This is a genomic window from Actinoplanes sp. ATCC 53533, assembly GCF_003947245.1.
The window spans coordinates 1-17,151 of the sequence record NZ_QHHV01000060.1 but is presented as its reverse complement, the minus strand read 5'-3'; the positions used below and the strand labels follow the sequence as shown (position 1 = coordinate 17,151).

At 71.4% G+C, this 17,151-nt stretch carries 14 protein-coding genes and 1 pseudogene; 11 read left to right on the top strand and 4 right to left on the bottom strand.

The annotated features are described in order from the left end of the window. The first annotated feature begins 177 nt into the window (after window positions 1-177). Window positions 178-2,994: a BTAD domain-containing putative transcriptional regulator gene (locus DMB66_RS20980; RefSeq protein WP_125805810.1), complete on the top strand. Its 2,817-nt coding sequence runs from the start codon at window positions 178-180 to the stop codon at window positions 2,992-2,994. A gap of 25 nt (window positions 2,995-3,019) precedes the next feature. Here DMB66_RS20980 and DMB66_RS20975 read toward each other — a convergent pair whose 3' ends face one another. Together DMB66_RS20975 and DMB66_RS20970 are read right to left on the bottom strand one after the other, a co-directional pair. Then, window positions 3,020-3,337, bottom strand: coding sequence for a hypothetical protein (locus DMB66_RS20975; protein ID WP_125805809.1), 318 nt, complete (start codon window positions 3,335-3,337; stop codon window positions 3,020-3,022). A 105-nt stretch (window positions 3,338-3,442) separates the two neighbouring features. Further along, a complete protein-coding gene (locus tag DMB66_RS20970) occupies window positions 3,443-4,438 on the bottom strand; it encodes a hypothetical protein (RefSeq protein WP_125805808.1) in 996 nt (331 codons plus the stop codon). A 212-nt stretch (window positions 4,439-4,650) separates the two neighbouring features. Here DMB66_RS20970 and DMB66_RS20965 point away from each other — a divergent pair, with 212 nt between their 5' ends. Continuing rightward, entirely contained in the window at window positions 4,651-5,424 is a 774-nt protein-coding gene (locus tag DMB66_RS20965; protein WP_125805807.1) for a phytanoyl-CoA dioxygenase family protein, read from the top strand. A 29-nt stretch (window positions 5,425-5,453) separates the two neighbouring features. On the opposite strand, the gene DMB66_RS20960 is transcribed toward DMB66_RS20965, so the two are convergent. Continuing rightward, on the bottom strand, window positions 5,454-6,263 hold the full coding sequence (locus DMB66_RS20960) for an AraC family transcriptional regulator (protein WP_199752545.1): 810 nt from the start codon (window positions 6,261-6,263) through the stop codon (window positions 5,454-5,456). A 65-nt stretch (window positions 6,264-6,328) separates the two neighbouring features. Here DMB66_RS20960 and DMB66_RS20955 point away from each other — a divergent pair, with 65 nt between their 5' ends. From DMB66_RS20955 to DMB66_RS20915, 9 genes are all read left to right on the top strand, one after another. Continuing rightward, complete coding sequence (locus DMB66_RS20955; RefSeq protein ID WP_125805805.1) at window positions 6,329-7,162, top strand: phytanoyl-CoA dioxygenase family protein; 834 nt, start codon at window positions 6,329-6,331, stop codon at window positions 7,160-7,162. A gap of 220 nt (window positions 7,163-7,382) precedes the next feature. Beyond that, a complete protein-coding gene (locus DMB66_RS20950) occupies window positions 7,383-8,285 on the top strand; it encodes a hypothetical protein (protein WP_125805804.1) in 903 nt (300 codons plus the stop codon). Then, window positions 8,282-9,052 carry a VWA domain-containing protein gene (locus DMB66_RS20945; protein WP_125805803.1) on the top strand — a complete coding sequence of 257 codons (771 nt, stop codon included), beginning with the start codon at window positions 8,282-8,284 and terminating at the stop codon, window positions 9,050-9,052. Before DMB66_RS20950 ends, DMB66_RS20945 begins: the two co-directional genes overlap by 4 nt. Continuing rightward, entirely contained in the window at window positions 9,042-9,869 is an 828-nt protein-coding gene (locus DMB66_RS20940) for a protein phosphatase 2C domain-containing protein (RefSeq protein ID WP_158647304.1), read from the top strand. Before DMB66_RS20945 ends, DMB66_RS20940 begins: the two co-directional genes overlap by 11 nt. Further along, the gene (locus DMB66_RS20935; protein WP_125805801.1) at window positions 9,866-11,179 is read left to right on the top strand and encodes a protein kinase; all 1,314 of its coding nucleotides are present in this window, start codon (window positions 9,866-9,868) and stop codon (window positions 11,177-11,179) included. Before DMB66_RS20940 ends, DMB66_RS20935 begins: the two co-directional genes overlap by 4 nt. Then, window positions 11,176-11,814 carry a 4Fe-4S single cluster domain-containing protein gene (locus tag DMB66_RS20930; RefSeq protein ID WP_125805800.1) on the top strand — a complete coding sequence of 213 codons (639 nt, stop codon included), beginning with the start codon at window positions 11,176-11,178 and terminating at the stop codon, window positions 11,812-11,814. The genes DMB66_RS20935 and DMB66_RS20930 overlap by 4 nt, the downstream gene beginning before the upstream one ends. Continuing rightward, window positions 11,811-13,049: a hypothetical protein gene (locus DMB66_RS20925; protein WP_125805799.1), complete on the top strand. Its 1,239-nt coding sequence runs from the start codon at window positions 11,811-11,813 to the stop codon at window positions 13,047-13,049. The genes DMB66_RS20930 and DMB66_RS20925 overlap by 4 nt, the downstream gene beginning before the upstream one ends. Next, entirely contained in the window at window positions 13,037-14,965 is a 1,929-nt protein-coding gene (locus DMB66_RS20920) for an AAA family ATPase (RefSeq protein WP_125805798.1), read from the top strand. Before DMB66_RS20925 ends, DMB66_RS20920 begins: the two co-directional genes overlap by 13 nt. Then, window positions 14,962-16,509, top strand: a complete 1,548-nt coding sequence (locus DMB66_RS20915; RefSeq protein ID WP_125805797.1) for a hypothetical protein — start codon at window positions 14,962-14,964, stop codon at window positions 16,507-16,509. The genes DMB66_RS20920 and DMB66_RS20915 overlap by 4 nt, the downstream gene beginning before the upstream one ends. A gap of 180 nt (window positions 16,510-16,689) precedes the next feature. On the opposite strand, the pseudogene DMB66_RS65565 reads toward DMB66_RS20915, so the two are convergent. Continuing rightward, window positions 16,690-17,151 (bottom strand): annotated as a pseudogene (locus tag DMB66_RS65565) (hypothetical protein); the annotation flags it as partial.

Genomic DNA, 17,151 nt, shown 5'->3' with positions numbered 1-17,151 from the left:
TGGATCTCGGTCGGTAGACCGCATCGACCGGCAGAAATGCATATTTGTGGCATAAGTGAATAAGTCGGACGCTTACCCACCGCCAGGTCCGGTGGCTGACACACCGGTGATTTCGGCTATGGCGCCGCTCACACTGTCACCAGCCGGCAGGTCGCCGGCGCTGCCGAGCGGAGGCTGATGGCGGTGGAGTTCCGCCTGCTGGGCGCGGTGGAGGCGGTGGTGGACGGCGGCCGCATCGAGCTGGGCCACGCCCGGCAGCGCTGCGTGCTGGCGGTCCTGCTGGTCGAGGCCAACCGCGCGGTGCCGGCCGATCGGATCCTCGAACGGGTGTGGGGAGAATTCCCTCCGCAGCGCGCCGGAGGCGTGTTGCGCACCTACCTGTCGCGGTTGCGGCGGGCCTTGGCCTCGGCGACCGAGGTGGAGATCGTCCATCGGCCCGATGGTTATGTCCTGACCGTCGACCCGGCGGCGGTGGACCTGCACCGGTTCGGCGCCCTGCTCGCTCAGGCGCGCGCCGAGGACGGCGACAGCGCGGTGGAGCTGTTCGAACAGGCCCTCAGCCTGTGGCGCGGGGAGCCGTTCGGCCTGGTGGACACCCCTTGGCTGAACGGCGCCCGGGCCGGGCTGCAGGGCCAGTGGCGGGCAGCCGTCCTGGACCGCAACGACGCGGGCCTGCGGGTCGGGCGGCACGGTCAGCTGCTGCCGGACCTGGTGGCCTTCGCGGAGACGCAGCCACTGGACGAGCGACTCGGCGCTCAGCTCATGCTCGCCCAATACCGTTGCGGCCTTCAGAACGACGCGCTGGCGACCTATCAGCGGCTGCGGCGGCTGCTGGCCGACACGCTGGGCACCGATCCGGGCACCGCGCTGCAGCTGCTCCATCAGCGGATCTTGAACGGGGATCCGGCCCTGGCGGTAGCGACCCGGGCCCGCGCCGGCAGCCCGCCGCACGGCCAGGTGCCGCGCCAGCTGCCGGCGCCGCCGTGCCGCTTCACCGGCCGGTCCGCGGCCCTCGCCGAACTCAGCGCGGCGCTGGCGGCACCCACCGATCAGGCGCCCATGGTGGTGATCTCCGCGATCGGTGGCGCCGGTGGCATCGGCAAGACCTGGCTGGCGATGCGCTGGGCGCACGACAACGTGGCCCGGTTCCCCGACGGGCAGCTCTACGTGAACCTGCGCGGCTTCGACCCGGCCTGCGAGCCGATGTCCCCGGACACCGCCATCCGGGCGTTCCTCGAGGCCCTCGGGGTGGACCCGTCCGTCATGCCGGCTGAGCCGGACGCCCAGGCCGGGCTGTACCGGGGCCTGATCGCCGGCAGGCGCATGCTGATCGTCATCGACAATGCCCGGGACACCGCCCAGGTCGTTCCGCTGCTGCCCGGGACCGCGCCGTGCGTGGTGCTGGTCACCAGCCGGTGCCGGCTGCTGGGCCTGCTGAGCGGGTACGGCGCCCGGCCCCTGACCCTCGACGTGCTGACCGACCTGGAAGCCCGGCAACTGCTCGTGAATCAGGTGGGCGCGCGCCGGGTGACCGCGGATCCCGCCGCGGCGGGCGCGCTCCTGCGCTGGTGCGCGGGTTTGCCGCTGGCGTTGAGCATCGTGGCCGCTCGTGCCGCGTCGCACCCGGAGCTGCCGTTGGCCGCCCTGGCCGCCGAGTTGCGCGAGGAGGGCTCCCGGCTGGACGCCCTGGACGGCGGGGAGGTGGCGGTCAACCTGCGGGCCGTGCTGTCGTCCTCATGCCGGGCGCTGACACCGGACGCGGCCCGGCTCTTCGGCCTCCTCGGTCTCTGCCCGGGACCGGATGTCGCCCTGTCGTCCGCGGCGAGCCTGGCCGCCCTGCCCGCCGCCCGTGCCGGCGCCCTGCTGCGTGAGCTGACAGCCGGGCATCTGGTGCAGACTCCGGCCCCGGGTCGCTACCGGATGCACGATCTCGTCCGGCTGTTCGCGGCCGAGCAGGTCGCCCGGGCGACCACGGGCGACGGCGACGAACGGCGTACGGCGGTGCGCCGGATCCTCGACCACTACCTGCACACAGCAGACGACGCCGATCGGCTTCTCGCCCCGTACCGCGACCGGATCGCGCTGGCTGTCCCACACCCGGGAGTCGCACCTGGACGGTTCGACGATCACAGCGCGGCGCTCGCCTGGTTCAGCGCCGAGCACGCCGGGTTGCGCGCCGCCCTCACCTGCGCCGCGGACACCGGCTTCGACACCCACGTCTGGCAGCTGGCCTGGGCGCTCACCACGTTCCTCGACCGGTGCGGCTACTGGCAGGACGGGGTCGCCGTACACACGGCCGGGTTGGCGGCGGCCCGGCGGCTGACCGACCGGTGGATGCAGGCCCACGCCCATCGGGAGTTGGCACTGGCGTATGTCTGGCTGGGACGCCACGACGAGGCACGGACTCACCTCGGGCACGCGCTGGAGCTGTTCACCGGCCTCGGGAACCTGAGTGGGCAGGCGCACACCCAGCGCAGCCTCGCGCGGGTCCACGCCCGGCAGGGCCGGCACCGAGAGGCGTTGCCCCATGACCGGCGGGCGCTCGCCCTGTATCGGGCCGCCGGGCACCGGCCCGGCCAGGCCGCCACCCTCAACGCCATCGGCTGGCACTACGCCCACCTCGGCGACCCGCAGCGAGCCCTGGCCTACTGCGCCAAGTCGCTCGCCCTGCACCACCAGCTCGGAAACCGGCACGGCGCCGCCAGCACCTTGGACAGCCTCGGCTACGCCCACCATCAACTCGGCCGGGAGGGCGAGGCCATCGTCTACTACGGACAGGCCGTCGGCCTGTTCGCCGACCTCGGGGACCGGTATCGGCAGGGCGACACGTGCGCCAGGCTCGGCGACGCCCACCACGCCGCCGGCGACACCGGCGCGGCGCGGCGCGCCTGGCAGAACGCGTTGACCATCTTCGAGGGCCTCGGCCATCCCGAGGCCACAGCCGTACGGGCGAAGCTGCACCGGGGCGAACAATCCGTCCGCTCCGCCGCCTGACTCCGCCCGCCCGCCGCTGGTGGGCTCAGACGACCGAGTACTTCATCGTGTAGAACGCCTTGTTGGCGGCCTTGAACTCCAGGGTGTTGTTGGTGACCGGGCTGGCGCCGACGAGGTTGCTTCCCAGGTTGTCGTCCGCGCTGTTGCTGTCCATCTCGAAGAGCTGGACGTTGACGCTGCCGGTGAAGGTGCGGGTGATCCCGCCCAGCGGAATGGTCTGCTTCTTGCGAATGGCGAACGGGCCGGCGACCTTGACCCCATTGACCCGCACCTCGGTCTCATCGTGGCTGATGGAATCCTGCAGCTCGACGCAGGTGATGGAGATCAGGGTGATCGTGGACATTCTCGATCCCTTCGGGAACAGTCGAACAGGAGTGTTGTTCCCTCCAGAATGTGTGGGCGACGTTGAGCGATGGTTGAGCGATTGTTGAACGGTGGCCGAGGGCGGTCAGCGCCACACCTTGAAGTTGACCTTCTGGATATCCGGATCGATGTAGTCGACGTCGTACAACACCATGAATTTGGCCTTGTCGGGAACGCCGCGGGCCAGCACCGTGCGGTCTCCGCCGCACGCCGTCACCGGCTCCGTGTAGGTGAGAGAACCGTTGACCAGCGGCCAGAACCCGACCAGGAAGGTCTGGCAGCGGTCGGCCGGGTTGGCCGGGTCGACGATGTCGGAGACGCTGATCGTCGTGCAGCGCGAGACCGGCGTGGTCAGTGGCACCGTCGCGACCCGCCCGGCCTCATAGAAGCCCGTTCCCGGCCGGATCGGAGCGCATCCAGGGGGAGCGGGAGTGAGCGTGCGGACCGCCTTGTTGACGACGGTCTTCCAGGCGGCATAGCGGGTCTCGCCCGGCTCGGCGGTGGTGTGGATCGAGATCAGGCCGTGCCCGAGACGGATGACGTAGCCGTACTGTCTGGTGCCGGCCAGGCCCTGGCCCGCGCCGGTGCTGGAGGTCTCGAACCGGACGGCCTGCCGCCCGGCCACCGTGGTCTGCTGCCAGAGCAGTGTGCGCTCGTATTCGGTGCCGGCGCGGCTCGGTGCCGCTTGCACCCGCTTGGCGTTCAGGGCGGTCAGCGGGTATTCGCTGTCCAGCGGGATGGTGAACCGGCTCGGATGGAACTGGGCGCAGGCCTCCTCCGGCCGGATCTGGGTGGTGTGCCAGGTGCCCGGATATCCGATGGAGAAGTTCTCGGCGGTGTTGACGCAGCGCTTCCAGCCGCGCGGCAACGACGTGCCGGTCCCCGGTGGGGAATGTGCCGCGGCAGCATCGGTGACCGGGGCGGAGGCGCTCGTGGTGCCGGACGTAGCGGCGGGCGGCGGGACTTCGACCACGCCGACCGGTGCCGGTTGGGCACAGGCTCCGAGGCCCAGGGTGCTCGCGCCGATCACGGCGGCGAGAACGAACCGGGAACGGATGCGACCGCGATGATGCGTACGCATGATGGATCTCCTTCAGTGTTGGGACCTTCACCCGGTTGGTCCGGCCACCGAGGGGTTTGGTTCGGCCCCGCTACTGTCGGGTTTCTGCGATCTCGGGTCGCCGAGCCGGCGGCGGTGCGCACGGCGGGGCTCGCGAGGCGCCATGACGGTCAGACAAAGGCTGTGCGGAAAGTGTCGGGCGGTCGGGACCGGTGTCGCCGCACGATGGGGGCATGGATGACACGACCTTGGTATCCCGCTTTCTTCGCGACGGCTTCGTGAAGTTGGCGGGCGCCGTCGCGCCGCGGGTGGCCGCGGACTGCGCGCGGCTGTTGTGGCGGGAGACGGGTTGCGAACCGGACGATCCAGCGACGTGGACGCAGCCCGTGCACTGGGTGGCCGGCATGGCGCAGGGACCTTTCGCCGCCGCACCCAACTCTCCGTTCCTCCACCGCGCGTACGACCTGCTCGTCGGCGCGGGGCGCTGGGAGCCGCGTTATTCGCTGGGCACGTTCCCGCTGCGCTTTCCGCATGAGAAGGAGCCGGACGACGCGGGCTGGCACGTCGAGGGAAGCTATCTGCCGGAGGGTGAGAGCTGGTATTTCACGAATCTGCGCTCCCGGGGCCGGGCGCTGCTGATGCTGTTCCTGTTCAGCGAGGTCGGTGAGCGGGACGCGCCGACCCGGATCCGGGTCGGCTCGCACCTCGACGTGCCGAAGGTGCTGGAGAAGTACGGGGAGGACGGGGCGAGCGGGCTGGCCCTGGCGGCCGATCTGGTGGCGGCGTCCGGCCACCGGCCACTCGCCCTCGCCACCGGGTCTCCGGGCGACGTCTTCCTGTGCCATCCGTTCCTGGTGCACGCGGCGCAGCCGCACCATGGGGAGCGGCCGCGCTTCATGGCCCAGCCGCCGCTGATGCCGGCCGCGCCGTACGAACTGGAGCGGGCCGACGGCGCGTACTCGCCCGTGGAGATCGCGATCCGCCGGGGCCTCGGACGGGACAGATAGTGCCTACTTCATGGCCGAAGGCGCAATCGTCACGGTTGAGGTCTGGACCGCGCGCGGTCCGGGCTCCGGGCGTGCCGTGGTGAGTGGCCGGTCTGGCGGGTGAACTGCTTGCTGAAGTACGCCACGTCGGTATATCCGAGGGCGCTCGCGACCTGCCCGACCGACATGGTCGTCTCGGTCAGCAGCTGATGTGCCCGGTCGATCCGGGCCTGGATCAGGAACCGGGTCGGTGACAGCCCGGTGTGGGCGATGAATCGGCGGGTGAATTGCGCTCGGGACAGCCCGGCGCGCCCGGCCAGTTCGGCGACGCTCCATCGGTGGCCGGGGTCCTGCCGGACGGTGTGGGTCAGGTCGGCGAGCGCCGCATCCACCGGCTCGGGCGCCGGGTGGGTCCACTCGTCCCAGAGCAGCAGCAGGATCTGTTCCAGGCAGAGCAGGCTCTGCCGGCGGCCCAGGGGGTCGCCGCGGCGGTGCCCGGCCTCGGACCGCCGGGCCAGGGCGGCGAGAAATGCCTGGTCGCGTACGAGGTGACAGCGGTGGGGGAGCGCCACCTGGGCGCCGGTCACCTCGAAGTGCATGCCGAAGACCAGCAGCCGCCGGCGCGGGTCGTGGGTGGCGATCGGCGCGTCGCCCGGCGCGAAGACGGCGCTGGCGCCCGGCAGCAGCTCGAACTCGCGGCCGCGTACGGTCAGCCGGCCCACGCCGTCGAGCACGCACCACAGCAGGTTGTCGGGCAGCGGTTGGGAATGCCAGGACCAGCCCGGCTCGCACCGCCAGTAGGTGGGCGGGCTCGTCAACCGCAGCCGCGGCGTCGCGCCGGTCGCCAGGTCGTGAGTCAAACAGACAACTCCTCGCGTCGTTCCTCTCTGGCAGCACTGCCGTCGAGGTACGACGATGGCACAGTATGAGTGCATCGCACAAAGAAGCAATCGACCGTGATGGATATTTTGTGGCCCGTGGCGTGCTCGACCGGGTGGAGATCGACCGGCTGCGCGAGCACTACATGGCGTTGCGGCGAAACACCGACCAGCACGACCTGGCCGGCGTGGACGCGGGCGTTCGTGATCCGCTGCGCCGCTACCCCCGGATGGCCCAGATGCACCGGTGGGACGACACGTCCCTGCGGTGGCTGCTGGACCACCGGATCCGGCGGTGGCTGACCGGACTGCTCGGCGCCGAGCCGTACGCGGTGCAGACCATGGTGTATTTCAAGCCGCCCGGCTCGCGCGGCCAGGCGCTGCACCAGGATAACTTCTATCTGCGGGCCGAACCGGGCACGTGCATGGCGGCGTGGATGGCGTTGGACGAGGCCGACGAGGAGAACGGTTGCCTGATGGTGGTGCCCGGCAGCCATCGGTGGCAGATCCTGTGCACCGAGAAGGCCGACACGACGGTCAGTTTCACCGACGTGACGGTGCCGGTGCCGGCGCGCGAGCAGGCGATCCCGGTCCCGCTGGAGCCGGGCGACGTGCTCTTCTTCAACGGCTCGCTGGTGCACGGCAGCATGCCCAACGTGAGCCGCGACCGGTTCCGGCGGGCGCTGATCGGTCACTACATCCAGGCCGATGCGCGCCAGGTGGCCGACTACTACCATCCCGCGCTGCGCATGGACGGCACGCCCCTCACGCTCGCGGTGAGCGAGGGCGGCGGCGCCTGCGGCGAGTGGGCCGAGACCGCCGGCGGCGACCCGGCGATCGCGATGACCGGCCGGCACGCGGTGACCCGCAGGCACGAGTAACGGCCCGTCAATGTCATCCGAGTCGGCCTTTCCGCGGCTTTCGGGTCCCGCCCCGCTCCACATCCGCGGGTTGACCGGCGAATCATCGGCGGTCCGTCGGAAATGACAAATGCCGAATGTGGCGTATCGGCTTCCTTGGTGCTGACCGTTCGTCCAGGTCTGGTGGCGGGAATTTGTCCGAACGAACCGCGGGGGCGCCGGGCTCGCTTAGATTGCCGCTATGAAGGGGAAGGCCGCCAGCAGATCATGGCTCGCCGCCGCCGCGCTCGGCGTGGCTGCTGTGCTGGTTCTCGGCCCGTTGGCGGTCGGTGCGATCATGCCAGGCGGCGATGGAAACGGCGACGTCGCGGTGGTCGACATGAGCAATTATCCGGCCATCAATGATGAGCCACTGAAAAACCATCTTGATGACGCGCGGGCGGCTGAGGTCAGCAGGGTGATCATCATTCTGCCCCGGTCGCAGGCGGGCGACGAATTCACCTGTGTGTCGGCGAAGTCGCGCGAAACGTGTGACTTTTTAGATCGGATCAAAGAAGACACGATCGCTGTCCCCTTCGGGGCGGACCCGGCCGCCGTGCTGGAGCGATACACCGGTTCGACGCGCGTCGAGTCGTTCGGAAACCGCGTCACCACCGTGCGCCACGGGAAGGACTTCGGCTGGCCGCAGGCGCTGAGGGTTGGTCTGATCATGACGATCATCACGGCCGGAGTCCTGTACTTCGCCGCGGACGCCGTACGCCGGCGGACGGCGCTGCGGGGCCGGGAGCCGGTCAACAGCGTGCCGCCGCAGCCCGTGGTGCGGCACGTCGCTCAGTCCGTACCTGTGCAGTCCACCCCGGCCCCGCAGCGCCGGCCGGCGCCGCAGCCGGATCCACCCGCACCGCCCGGACCGTTGCCCAAGGACGTCGTGCGCGCCGTCGGGGCCGGCCGGCGGGTCCGGGCGCAGACCCGGTTCGGCCCGCAGGGCGGCTTCGTCGACGCCGGCGGAGTGCTGCTCTGGGCCAGCCTGGACCGACCGGGCGAGCAGGTGCATCCGGGCCGGCCGTTGTCCGTGCTGGCGCTGAGCGCGGGCAGCGACGCGCTGGTCGTCTCCAGCCGCATCACCGAGGAGGTCCGGCAATGACCGTCGATGCCCTGCCGGTGCGGCAGGCCCGCAACCGCACTCTGATCACCCTCGTGGTCGACACGTCCTCCTCGATGCAGCAGACCGGGGCGATCGACGAGCTGAACGACGCCCTGCAGAAGTGGTGCGCCGAGCTGCGCGGCAACGACGCGCTGCAGATGTCGGGCGAGATCGCGCTGATCACGTTCGGCAAGGACCACGTGCGGGCCGTCGACCCGAGCGGGCAGGTCACCGGTCAGACCAGCCGGCCGTTCGTCCCGCTGCGCGAGTTCCACCCGCCGGAGCTCGCCGCCGGCGGGCTCACCCCGATGGTCGAGGCGATCCAGTACGCGCTCGAGGTGCTCAGCGTCCGCAAGGGCCAGCTCACGGCCGAGGGACTCGGGCTCGCCTACCGGCCGATGATGTACATGATCACCGACGGGGTGCCGACCGACCTGCAGGGCAACCGCACCGACCGGTGGCGTGACGTGGCCGCGATGCTGCGCCAGCACGAGGCGGGAAAGCACCTGCTCTTCTTCGCGCTCGGCGTCCGCGGCGCCGACCAGGACGTGCTGCGTGGCCTGGCGCCCAAGTCCTGGTACCTGCTCGGTGACACCGATTTCAGCAAGGTGCTCCGGCTGGTCTCCACCAGCATCGGCTCGGCACAGGCCGAGTCGCGCGACGCCCCGGCCGAAGCGATCTACGAGCATTTCCAGCGCGACAACAAGAAGAACGAGGAGATGCGTCGCTGGCTCGATGAGGAAGGCGCCGGCTCCGATGGCCGATAGCCGGTTCGACACCCGCTGGCGGGTCATCTCCGCGTCGGTGGCCGGGCCCAACCACACGAGCCTCGGCATCGAAAACCAGGACAGCCTGCGGCAGGGTGCGGTCGGCGACGGACTGCACCTGCTCGCGGTGGCCGACGGCGCCGGATCACAGCCGCGCTCCGCGCACGGCTCCCGGCTGTCGGTGGAGGCGGCCTGGGAGGCCGCCGACCACGTCTTCGCCAGGGTGCCGCGCACGCTGGGTCAATGGCATGAGGCCACCGCCCGGTACGCCCAAGCGTGCCTCGACCAGTTCGACGAGCTCGTCGAGCGGGCCATCACCCCGTTGCGGAACAGGCCCACCGCCACCGGGGTCAGCACGGTGTCGCGGGCCGAGTTCGCCACCACGCTGCTGGCCATCGTCGCCGATCCGCCGTATTTCGCCTACGTCTGCGTGGGTGACGGTTTCCTGGTGATGGAACGGGCGCCGGGCGGCTCGCACCTGGTGATCCCGCCTCCCACGGGCCGTCAGACGGCCAACGAGACGGTCTTCATGACCTCCGCCGGCCGCCGGGACGATCTGCGCAGCGGGCTCATCGTCGACACCGGCGCCCGCGGGCTCGCGCTGTGCACCGATGGACTGATCGACGGGATGCTCGACGTGAGCCGGGGACCCGACGGGATCGCGTACCCCTGTGCCCCGGCGGATTTCGACGCGTACTTCGCGGCGTTCCGGATGCCCGGCGTGGACGGCAGCGAGCTCAGCCGCAAGCTGCAGTCGAAGGAGTTCGCGGCCTCGTCCGGTGACGACAAGACCATGCTGATGGCGGTGCACCGATGAGGACCCGGCGGCTGCACACCCCGGCCGGCCGGCCGGTCGAGATCGTGGTGGACGAGGAGATCGGCAGCGGCGCCGAGGGTGTCGTCTACCCGGTCGCCGACTCGCCGCACGTCTGCGCCAAGATCTACTCCGACTTCGAGCGCTCGGCGGAGCTGGGGCCGCGGCTCGACGCGCTCAGCCGGCTCGCCCCGGTCACCTGGGGCGGCGACTGCCCGGAGCACCTGCACGTGGCCTGGCCCCGGACGACCCTGCGGGACGACAAGGGCCAGCTGCGCGGCGTCGTGGTCCCGCGCATCGACGGCACGCCGCTGCTGCGCCTGCTCGACGCCCGGGCCCGGATCGGGTTGCTGGACGAACCGACGTGGCGCACGACCTTCACGATCGCGGCGCGGGTCGGGCGGCTCTTCGACATGCTGCACGGCGCCGGCATCGTGATCGGCGACGTCAGTCCCACCAACGTCCTGGTCGACCGGCACGGCCACGTGACCCTGCTGGACTGCGACGGCGTGCAGTTCACCGACCCGGCCACCGGCGTGCTGCACCTCGGCGAGAAGTACACCCCCGAGTACGCCGCGCCCGAGGTGCTCGACGTCAAGGGGCTGACCCGCGAGCACGACCTGTTCGGGCTCGGCGTGGTGATCTGCCAGCTGGTGATGGAGGGCGAGCACCCGTTCGGCGGGGTCTCCACGGCGGTGCCACCGTCGACCAGCGTCGAGGAGAACATCAAACAGCGCAACAACCGGCTGACCCATCCGGACCGGCTCGTGCCCACGTCCGGCAGCATCCCGGCCGAGGTGCTGCCGCCCAAGGTGCGGGAGCTGATCCGGCAGTGCTTCGAGAACGGGTACGACGAACCGCTGATCCGTCCGTCCGGCAGCACCTGGGCGCACGCGCTGGAGCAGACCAGCTTCGAGCTGATGGGGTGCCGGTACAACCCGCGGCACGCGTACCACCGCTCGGCGGCGGGATGTGTGTGGTGTGCGCGGATCGCCGGGGGATTCGGCGATCACTTCCCGCCGCCGCCGGGCTGGGTGCCGCCCGCCGGGGCCGAGCCGCCACGACTCGTCCCGCTCCAGCGCGTCCCCAGGGCCGGCGTCGCTGTCGGCACCGTGGCGATGCCCCGGACGGCGATCACCTTTCCGGCACCGCCCCGGCCGTACGCCGACGCGCCGGCGACGCCGGTGCCGGCCGCGAAGAAGAAGATCTCGAAGGCCAGGGTGGCTCGCCTCGTGGTGGTGGTGGCCGTAGTCGTGCTTTTGCTGATCTTCGTCGCAGGTTTGATCGTCGCCGCAGGGAATGGTTCCCTGTGACCGGCCGGACGCTCGTCATCGCTGCGACGCACCCGGCCTGCACCGTGCTCGGGCCGGGCAACCGGTTCGCGGTCTGGGTCCAGGGCTGCCCGCTGAACTGCCCCGGCTGCGTCAGTCCGCAATGGATTCCGGCGCGGGGCGGCCGGCCGGTCGCGGTGGCCGAGCTCGCCCGGCGCATCGCCGACGAGGCCGTCGACGGCCTCACCCTCTCCGGCGGGGAACCGTTCGCCCAGGCCGCGGCGGTCCGCCGGCTGGTCGAGCTGGTCCGGGTACGGCGTGACCTGTCCGTGCTGTCCTACACCGGTTTCACCCTGCGCCACCTGCGGGAGCACGGCACCGCCGACCAGCGTGGTCTGCTCGCCGAGCTCGACATCCTGATCGACGGCCCGTACCAGGCGCACCGGCACGCCGACCTGCGCTGGCGGGGCTCGGCCAACCAGCGCATCCACTGCCTCACCGCGCGCCACGGTGACCTCGGCGACGGCACCGAGCCCGGCGCGGGCCTGCAGTTCGAGGTCACCGCGGCCGGAGCCCTGCAGTGGCTGGGAGTCCCGCCCGTCCCCGGCTTCCGGGAGTGCCTCGAGCAGGCGCTCGGGATGCCGGCCGGCGCGCGGGGGAGGGCCGGCGCCGGATGAGCAGATCCCCGAAGTACAGCTTCGCGCAGCTCGGCAAGAAGGTCCGCGACCAGGTGCACCACGACCGCGACGCCCGGCACCTGCGGCGTGAGGCCGCGGCGGCCCGGCGCCGCGATGAGCTGCTGGCCGTGGCCCGGAGCGAGATCCTGCAGCGGTACGGTCCGCTGGCCACGACGCTGGCCGGGCTCGGTGCCGAGAGCATCGAGCGGGGGCAGGCGCTTGAGGAAGCCGCCGGGCACGTCCGCGAGGCTGCCTCGTTCACCGAGCTGGCGGCGGCCGCGGGCGAGTTCGAACGCGCGGAGCGCGGCATCAGGGCGATGCGGGCCGGCGCCGCCGTACGCTCGGGTCGCCCGGCCGACCGGATCGCCGCACTGGCCGCGATGGTCCGGGACGCCGACGCCGAGCGGGGCCGCTACGATCCCGGCGACGCGATCACCCTGGACTCCCGGCTCGCCCAGCTGCGTAGCGTGGCCGAGCCCGGCGACGCGGAGGTCGACGACCTCGCCGACCGGGTGCGGGAGCACCTCGACCGGGTGGCCGCGGCCCGCGCCGAGCACCAGGAGCAGCGCCGGCGGGCGGCGGTGCGGATCGAGCTGCTGGCCGCCCGGCTGGCGGGGCTGCGGGCGGACGGGCAGGCGGCGCACGTAGCGTTGCGCGACGGTGACCGGGCCGGGGAGGCCATCACCATGCTGCGGGCCCACCTCGCCCGCGGTGAGCTCGCCGACGTGCTGCGGCTCGGCGCCGCGCTGGAACGGCGCGTCGACGCCATCGAGGACGACCTGGACGCCGTCCTCGACCAGATCGCCGAACGGCGTACGGTGCTGACCTCGCTGGTCCGGGCGCTGCCGGCCGTCGGCTTCTCGGTCGACGCGGGCAGCGTCATGGAGAGCAAGGACGGGGCGATCGGGCTGCGGGCGTCGCGCCCCGGCGGTGACACGGTCGCCCTGATCGTGGAGGCCGAGACCGAGGCCGACGAGAGCCACCGCGTCCTGTACGCCTCCGAGGCCGTCCAGCACGAGGAGAGGGCCGGCCACGGCACCGCCGCCTGCGGGAGCCTGCTCGAGATCATCGACGTGCTCCAGGAGAGCGCGGGCCGCGACGGCGTCGTCATGAGCCCGGTCACCTGGGAGGGACGCGACGGCCAGCGCCGGCCGGCGAGCAACGCGCCGCGCCGGCTGAGCCCGCCCGCCACGGAGTCCAGCCGGCACGAGGAGAACCCGTCATGGCGACCGTGACCGCCCCGCGCGGCGCACCGTGGCTGGTGCGGGCCTACCACGAGCTGCAGCGCCGGCGGCACCTCGTCGTGCACGGCAACGTCGACGACCTGATCCGCTGGAACGACCGGTACCAGCCGTTCGCGGCCACGGTGGCCGACTTCCTGGCGGTGGCGGGCTTCACGGTCATCGTCCGGTACAACCTGGTCGAGGGCCTGAGCTACTACGACGACGCCAGCCGGGAGTTCGTCCGGCGCTTCCTCAGCGATCCGGACGGACCCGCCGCCCCGCCGCCGCGCCAGCCGCCCGCGAACAACGGTGGGCGCCGCAACCCGCTCGTCACCTCCGCCGACGTCCTCGAGCAGCAGCTCATGGCGGCGCGGTCGGCGGAGCCGCGGACGGCGGTCGACGTCCTGGCGGTGGCGCTGCGGCTGATGAACCAGAACGAGCGCCCCTGCGTGGTCATCGTGGAGAGCGCCGACCTGCTCGTCGGCGCACCCTCGCACTTCAGCAACGACCACGTGACGCAGGTGGCGTACGTCCGGCGGCTGCTCGCCGCCGATCCGGTGACGCCCGGCGGCAGCCCGAAATACCACAACACGATGATCTTCGTTGCCCGGGAGCTGTCCGCCCTGCCGTCCTGGTTGCACCGCGACAATCCGAACGTCGTGGCCGTGCTGGCGGACCGGCCGGCGATCGCGGAACGGGCCGCCTTCCTGCGCGAGGACGTCGCCGGTTACTACGGCGGCGACACGATGACGCCGGACGCCCGGGCGGAGGCGACCACCACGCTGGCGAGTCTCACCGACGGCATGACGATCGTCGACATCGGCGCGCTGCGGGTCACCTCCCAGGTCGCCCGGATCCCGCCCACCATGCCGCGCCGGCTGGTCGCCCGGCACCGCTTCGGGCTGCGCGACGACCCCTGGGAACAGCTCGACCTCGGCAAGATCAAGGATGCCGAGGCGTTGCTGTCCAAGCGGGTCATCGGGCAGCTGCCCGCCGTCCGCGCGGTGACCGACGTCCTGGTGAACGCCCGGGTCGGGCTGGACTTCGTCTCCGCCGGTCAGCAGACCGGCACCCGCCCCAAGGGCGTCTTCTTCTTCGTCGGCCCGACCGGCGTCGGCAAGACCGAGCTGGCCAAGGCCCTGGCCGAGCTGGTGTTCGACGACGAGTCGGCGCTGCGCCGCTTCGACATGAGCGAGTACAGCCAGGAACACACCAGCGAACGCCTGACCGGCGCGCCGCCGGGCTACGTCGGCCACGAGCACGGCGGGACGCTCACCAACTGGGTCCTCGAGCGGCCGTTCAGCGTGCTGCTGTTCGACGAGATCGAGAAGGCCCACGAGAAGATCATGGACAAGTTCCTGCAGCTCATCGACGACGGGCGGCTCACCGACGGGCAGGGGCGCACCGCGTACTTCTCGCACTCGATCGTGATCTTCACGTCCAACATCGGGGTCGGCGACCTGGGCCGCACCTTCACCGATCCGGCGATGTCCTACGAGGCGGTGCGCGAGCACTTCAGCCAGGCGGTCACCGAGCACTTCGCCACCCGCCTGCACCGCCCCGAACTGCTCGGCCGGCTCGGCACCGGCGTCGTCGTGTTCGACCTGCTCCGCGAGAACGTCATCATGGACATCACCGCGAAGTTCCTGGACCAGATCGCGATGGCGGCCCGGGCCCGCGGCTACGACCTGGTCTTCGACCGTACGGCGATCGGCCGCGCCGTGGTCGACGAGATCGTGCGCAGCGGCGCCGCCCTCGGCGCCCGGCAGATCCGCAGCCCGCTGCTGGAACGCTGGGTGCGGATCCCGCTCAACCGGTGGATCCTCGAGCACCAGCCCGCGCCCGGCACCCGCATCCTGGTGCACCGCCGCGGCGAGGGCTCCCCGCCGTTCGCGGTCGACGCCCTCAGCGCCGGGGAGCCACCATGACCACTCCAGGCACCGTGCCGCCGCCGGTGTCGGCCACGGACGACTTCCCCAGCCTGCTCGCCGAGGTCGACTACTACGAACACCTGCCCGGCCTCGACGCGCCGGAATTCGACCGCTACCTGCTGGCCGCGTCCGCGCTCGGGGACATCGTCATGGGCGAGGCCACCCGGCGCCAGCAGGAGCTGAGCTTCGCCGGCGCCGACGCCCTGCTGGCCCAGTTCCTGCAGCTCAACGACACCAAGCGCAAGCTCTGCGAGCGCGAACGCCGGCACCAGGACGGCGACGCGGCGTACCGGGACCGGCTGGCCGGCGTCCGCGACGCCGCCGCCGGCAACGTGCTGCTCGCCGAGGGCCTGCAGTACGTGTGCCGCGCCGACGAGCGACGCCTCGCCGGTGACTTCGACACCGCCCTGCGCTACCTGGCCACCGCGATGAAGTGCTTCGAGCAACTCGCCGGCAGCGACCTGCCCCTGCACCCGGTGGGCACCTGGCGCTTGCGGCTGACCCGGGCGGCCAGTCAGCTGATGGCCGGGCTCGGGCACATGCGCAACGGCGACTTCAAGGGTGCGTACCAGAGCTTCGACAACGCGTACGTGGCGTTCGACGAGTTGCGGCACCAGTCCGACGGCGAGCGACCATCCACGCCGGGCCAGGCACGGACCCAGTACGACGAGCTCCGCCGGCAGCTGACCGACGGGATGCGGTATCTGCAGGCGGTGCAGAGCTTCGTCGAGACGCTGCGGGAAGCGCAGAGCGGTCACTACGGCGACGCGGTCGTGTCCGGCGAGGACGCCGTCGAACGCTACGAACGCCTGCTGCGGGAGGCCGTCGCGCGCCAGATGCCACGCAACGCCCGATCGCTGTACGAGATGGAGCTGGCCCGGGTCAACGGCTGGCTCAGCTGGGCGGCCGCCGAGCTCGCGGTCGACGAGGAACGCTGGGCCGAATGCCGCGAGCTGGTGCGCCGCGCCCGCAACCACTGGCGGCGGGCCGCGCACATCGCCGCCCGCAACGTCTACCACGAGATCATCGCCCAGCGCCCGGAATCCGGCGACACCGACACGCTGCTGCAGAACACGCTGCGCCGCTGCGACCGCGAACTGACCTTCCGCAAGGAGATCGCGGCGCTGAACGCCAAGCTCGACAACGCCAACAAGATCGTCATGCAGATCCAGGGTGGACAGGGAGGACACGCCGTGGCACCAGGAGACTTCACCTTCAACGCACCGGTCAACGCCGCGAGCATCGGCAACGAGAACCGGGTGGAAACCGGGCAGGTCAACCAGCACGTGGCCGGCGGCACCGAGCTGCGCGAGCTGGCCGGGCAGCTGGGTGAGCTGCGCGAGTTGCTCGCGGGAGCCGCACGCACACCTGCGGAACAGGAGTCCGTGGCGGCTGTGGAGGCCGCGCGGGACGCTGCTACCCGGGGGGATGAGCAGGGCATGCGGCAGCATCTCGCCCAGGCGGGGCAGTGGGCGCTGCGGATCGGTGAGCAGATCGGCCTGGCCGCCGCGACCGCGGCGATCAAGGTGGCCATCGGCTGACCGGTCTAGCCCGTGTTTCGTAAGGGGGTCGACGGCGAGGCGGAGTCCAGGGGTCGGCTGGGTGTGCGACGGGATCGTCCGGATACCGGTGTTGTATCTGGGCGGTCCCGGCGTGCGGCCAGGCGGCGCCTGGGCCCGGCGCAGCCCGGCCCACTTACGAAACACGGGCTAGCTTGAGTTTTAACCCGTTCGGCGTGGCCGTGGGGTGGTCGAGGTCTTCTTGGATTTCGTGCCGTTTTGAGGTTTGGCCTTGGTGACGATGTGGACGTCGTGGCGGGTGGCAGGGTGCTGGTTTCGCCGGCCGGTGGGTCGGCCGGGTCCTGGCCGGGAGGGTTTCGGTGCGCTGGTGGGAGTGCCTGTTTGAGCGTGTAGGTGCCGAAACCCTCGCCGGACTCGGGCTGGGGTGAGTCGCTGTGGCGGGGCCGGGCGTTCCCAGGGCCGGCGTAGATCAGCGACCAGCGTCCGGGCGAGGCGTAGCTGGGTATAGGCGGCGAGCAGGAGCCAGGTCCAGCGGTCGGCGGCAGCCGGGTCGCGCAGTTTCGGGCTGGTCCAGCCCAGTGTTTGTTTGAGCATCCGGAAGGTGTGCTCAGTCACCCACTCGTGGGACACCTGAAGATGACGGTTCGTCGCATACTGAGCCAA

Bases quoted from the DNA above. Each gene is read 5' to 3' on its own strand.
- DMB66_RS20920 (WP_125805798.1), top strand. From the start codon at position 13,037: ATGGCGACCGTGACCGCCCCGCGCGGCGCACCGTGGCTGGTGCGGGCC.
- DMB66_RS20940 (WP_158647304.1), top strand. From the start codon at position 9,042: ATGGCCGATAGCCGGTTCGACACCCGCTGGCGGGTCATCTCCGCGTCG.
- DMB66_RS20970 (WP_125805808.1), bottom strand. From the start codon at position 4,438: ATGCGTACGCATCATCGCGGTCGCATCCGTTCCCGGTTCGTTCTCGCC.
- DMB66_RS20975 (WP_125805809.1), bottom strand. From the start codon at position 3,337: ATGTCCACGATCACCCTGATCTCCATCACCTGCGTCGAGCTGCAGGAT.
- DMB66_RS20925 (WP_125805799.1), top strand. From the start codon at position 11,811: ATGAGCAGATCCCCGAAGTACAGCTTCGCGCAGCTCGGCAAGAAGGTC.
- DMB66_RS20945 (WP_125805803.1), top strand. From the start codon at position 8,282: ATGACCGTCGATGCCCTGCCGGTGCGGCAGGCCCGCAACCGCACTCTG.
- DMB66_RS20935 (WP_125805801.1), top strand. From the start codon at position 9,866: ATGAGGACCCGGCGGCTGCACACCCCGGCCGGCCGGCCGGTCGAGATC.
- DMB66_RS20950 (WP_125805804.1), top strand. From the start codon at position 7,383: ATGAAGGGGAAGGCCGCCAGCAGATCATGGCTCGCCGCCGCCGCGCTC.
- DMB66_RS20980 (WP_125805810.1), top strand. From the start codon at position 178: ATGGCGGTGGAGTTCCGCCTGCTGGGCGCGGTGGAGGCGGTGGTGGAC.
- DMB66_RS20965 (WP_125805807.1), top strand. From the start codon at position 4,651: ATGGATGACACGACCTTGGTATCCCGCTTTCTTCGCGACGGCTTCGTG.
- DMB66_RS20955 (WP_125805805.1), top strand. From the start codon at position 6,329: ATGAGTGCATCGCACAAAGAAGCAATCGACCGTGATGGATATTTTGTG.
- DMB66_RS20915 (WP_125805797.1), top strand. From the start codon at position 14,962: ATGACCACTCCAGGCACCGTGCCGCCGCCGGTGTCGGCCACGGACGAC.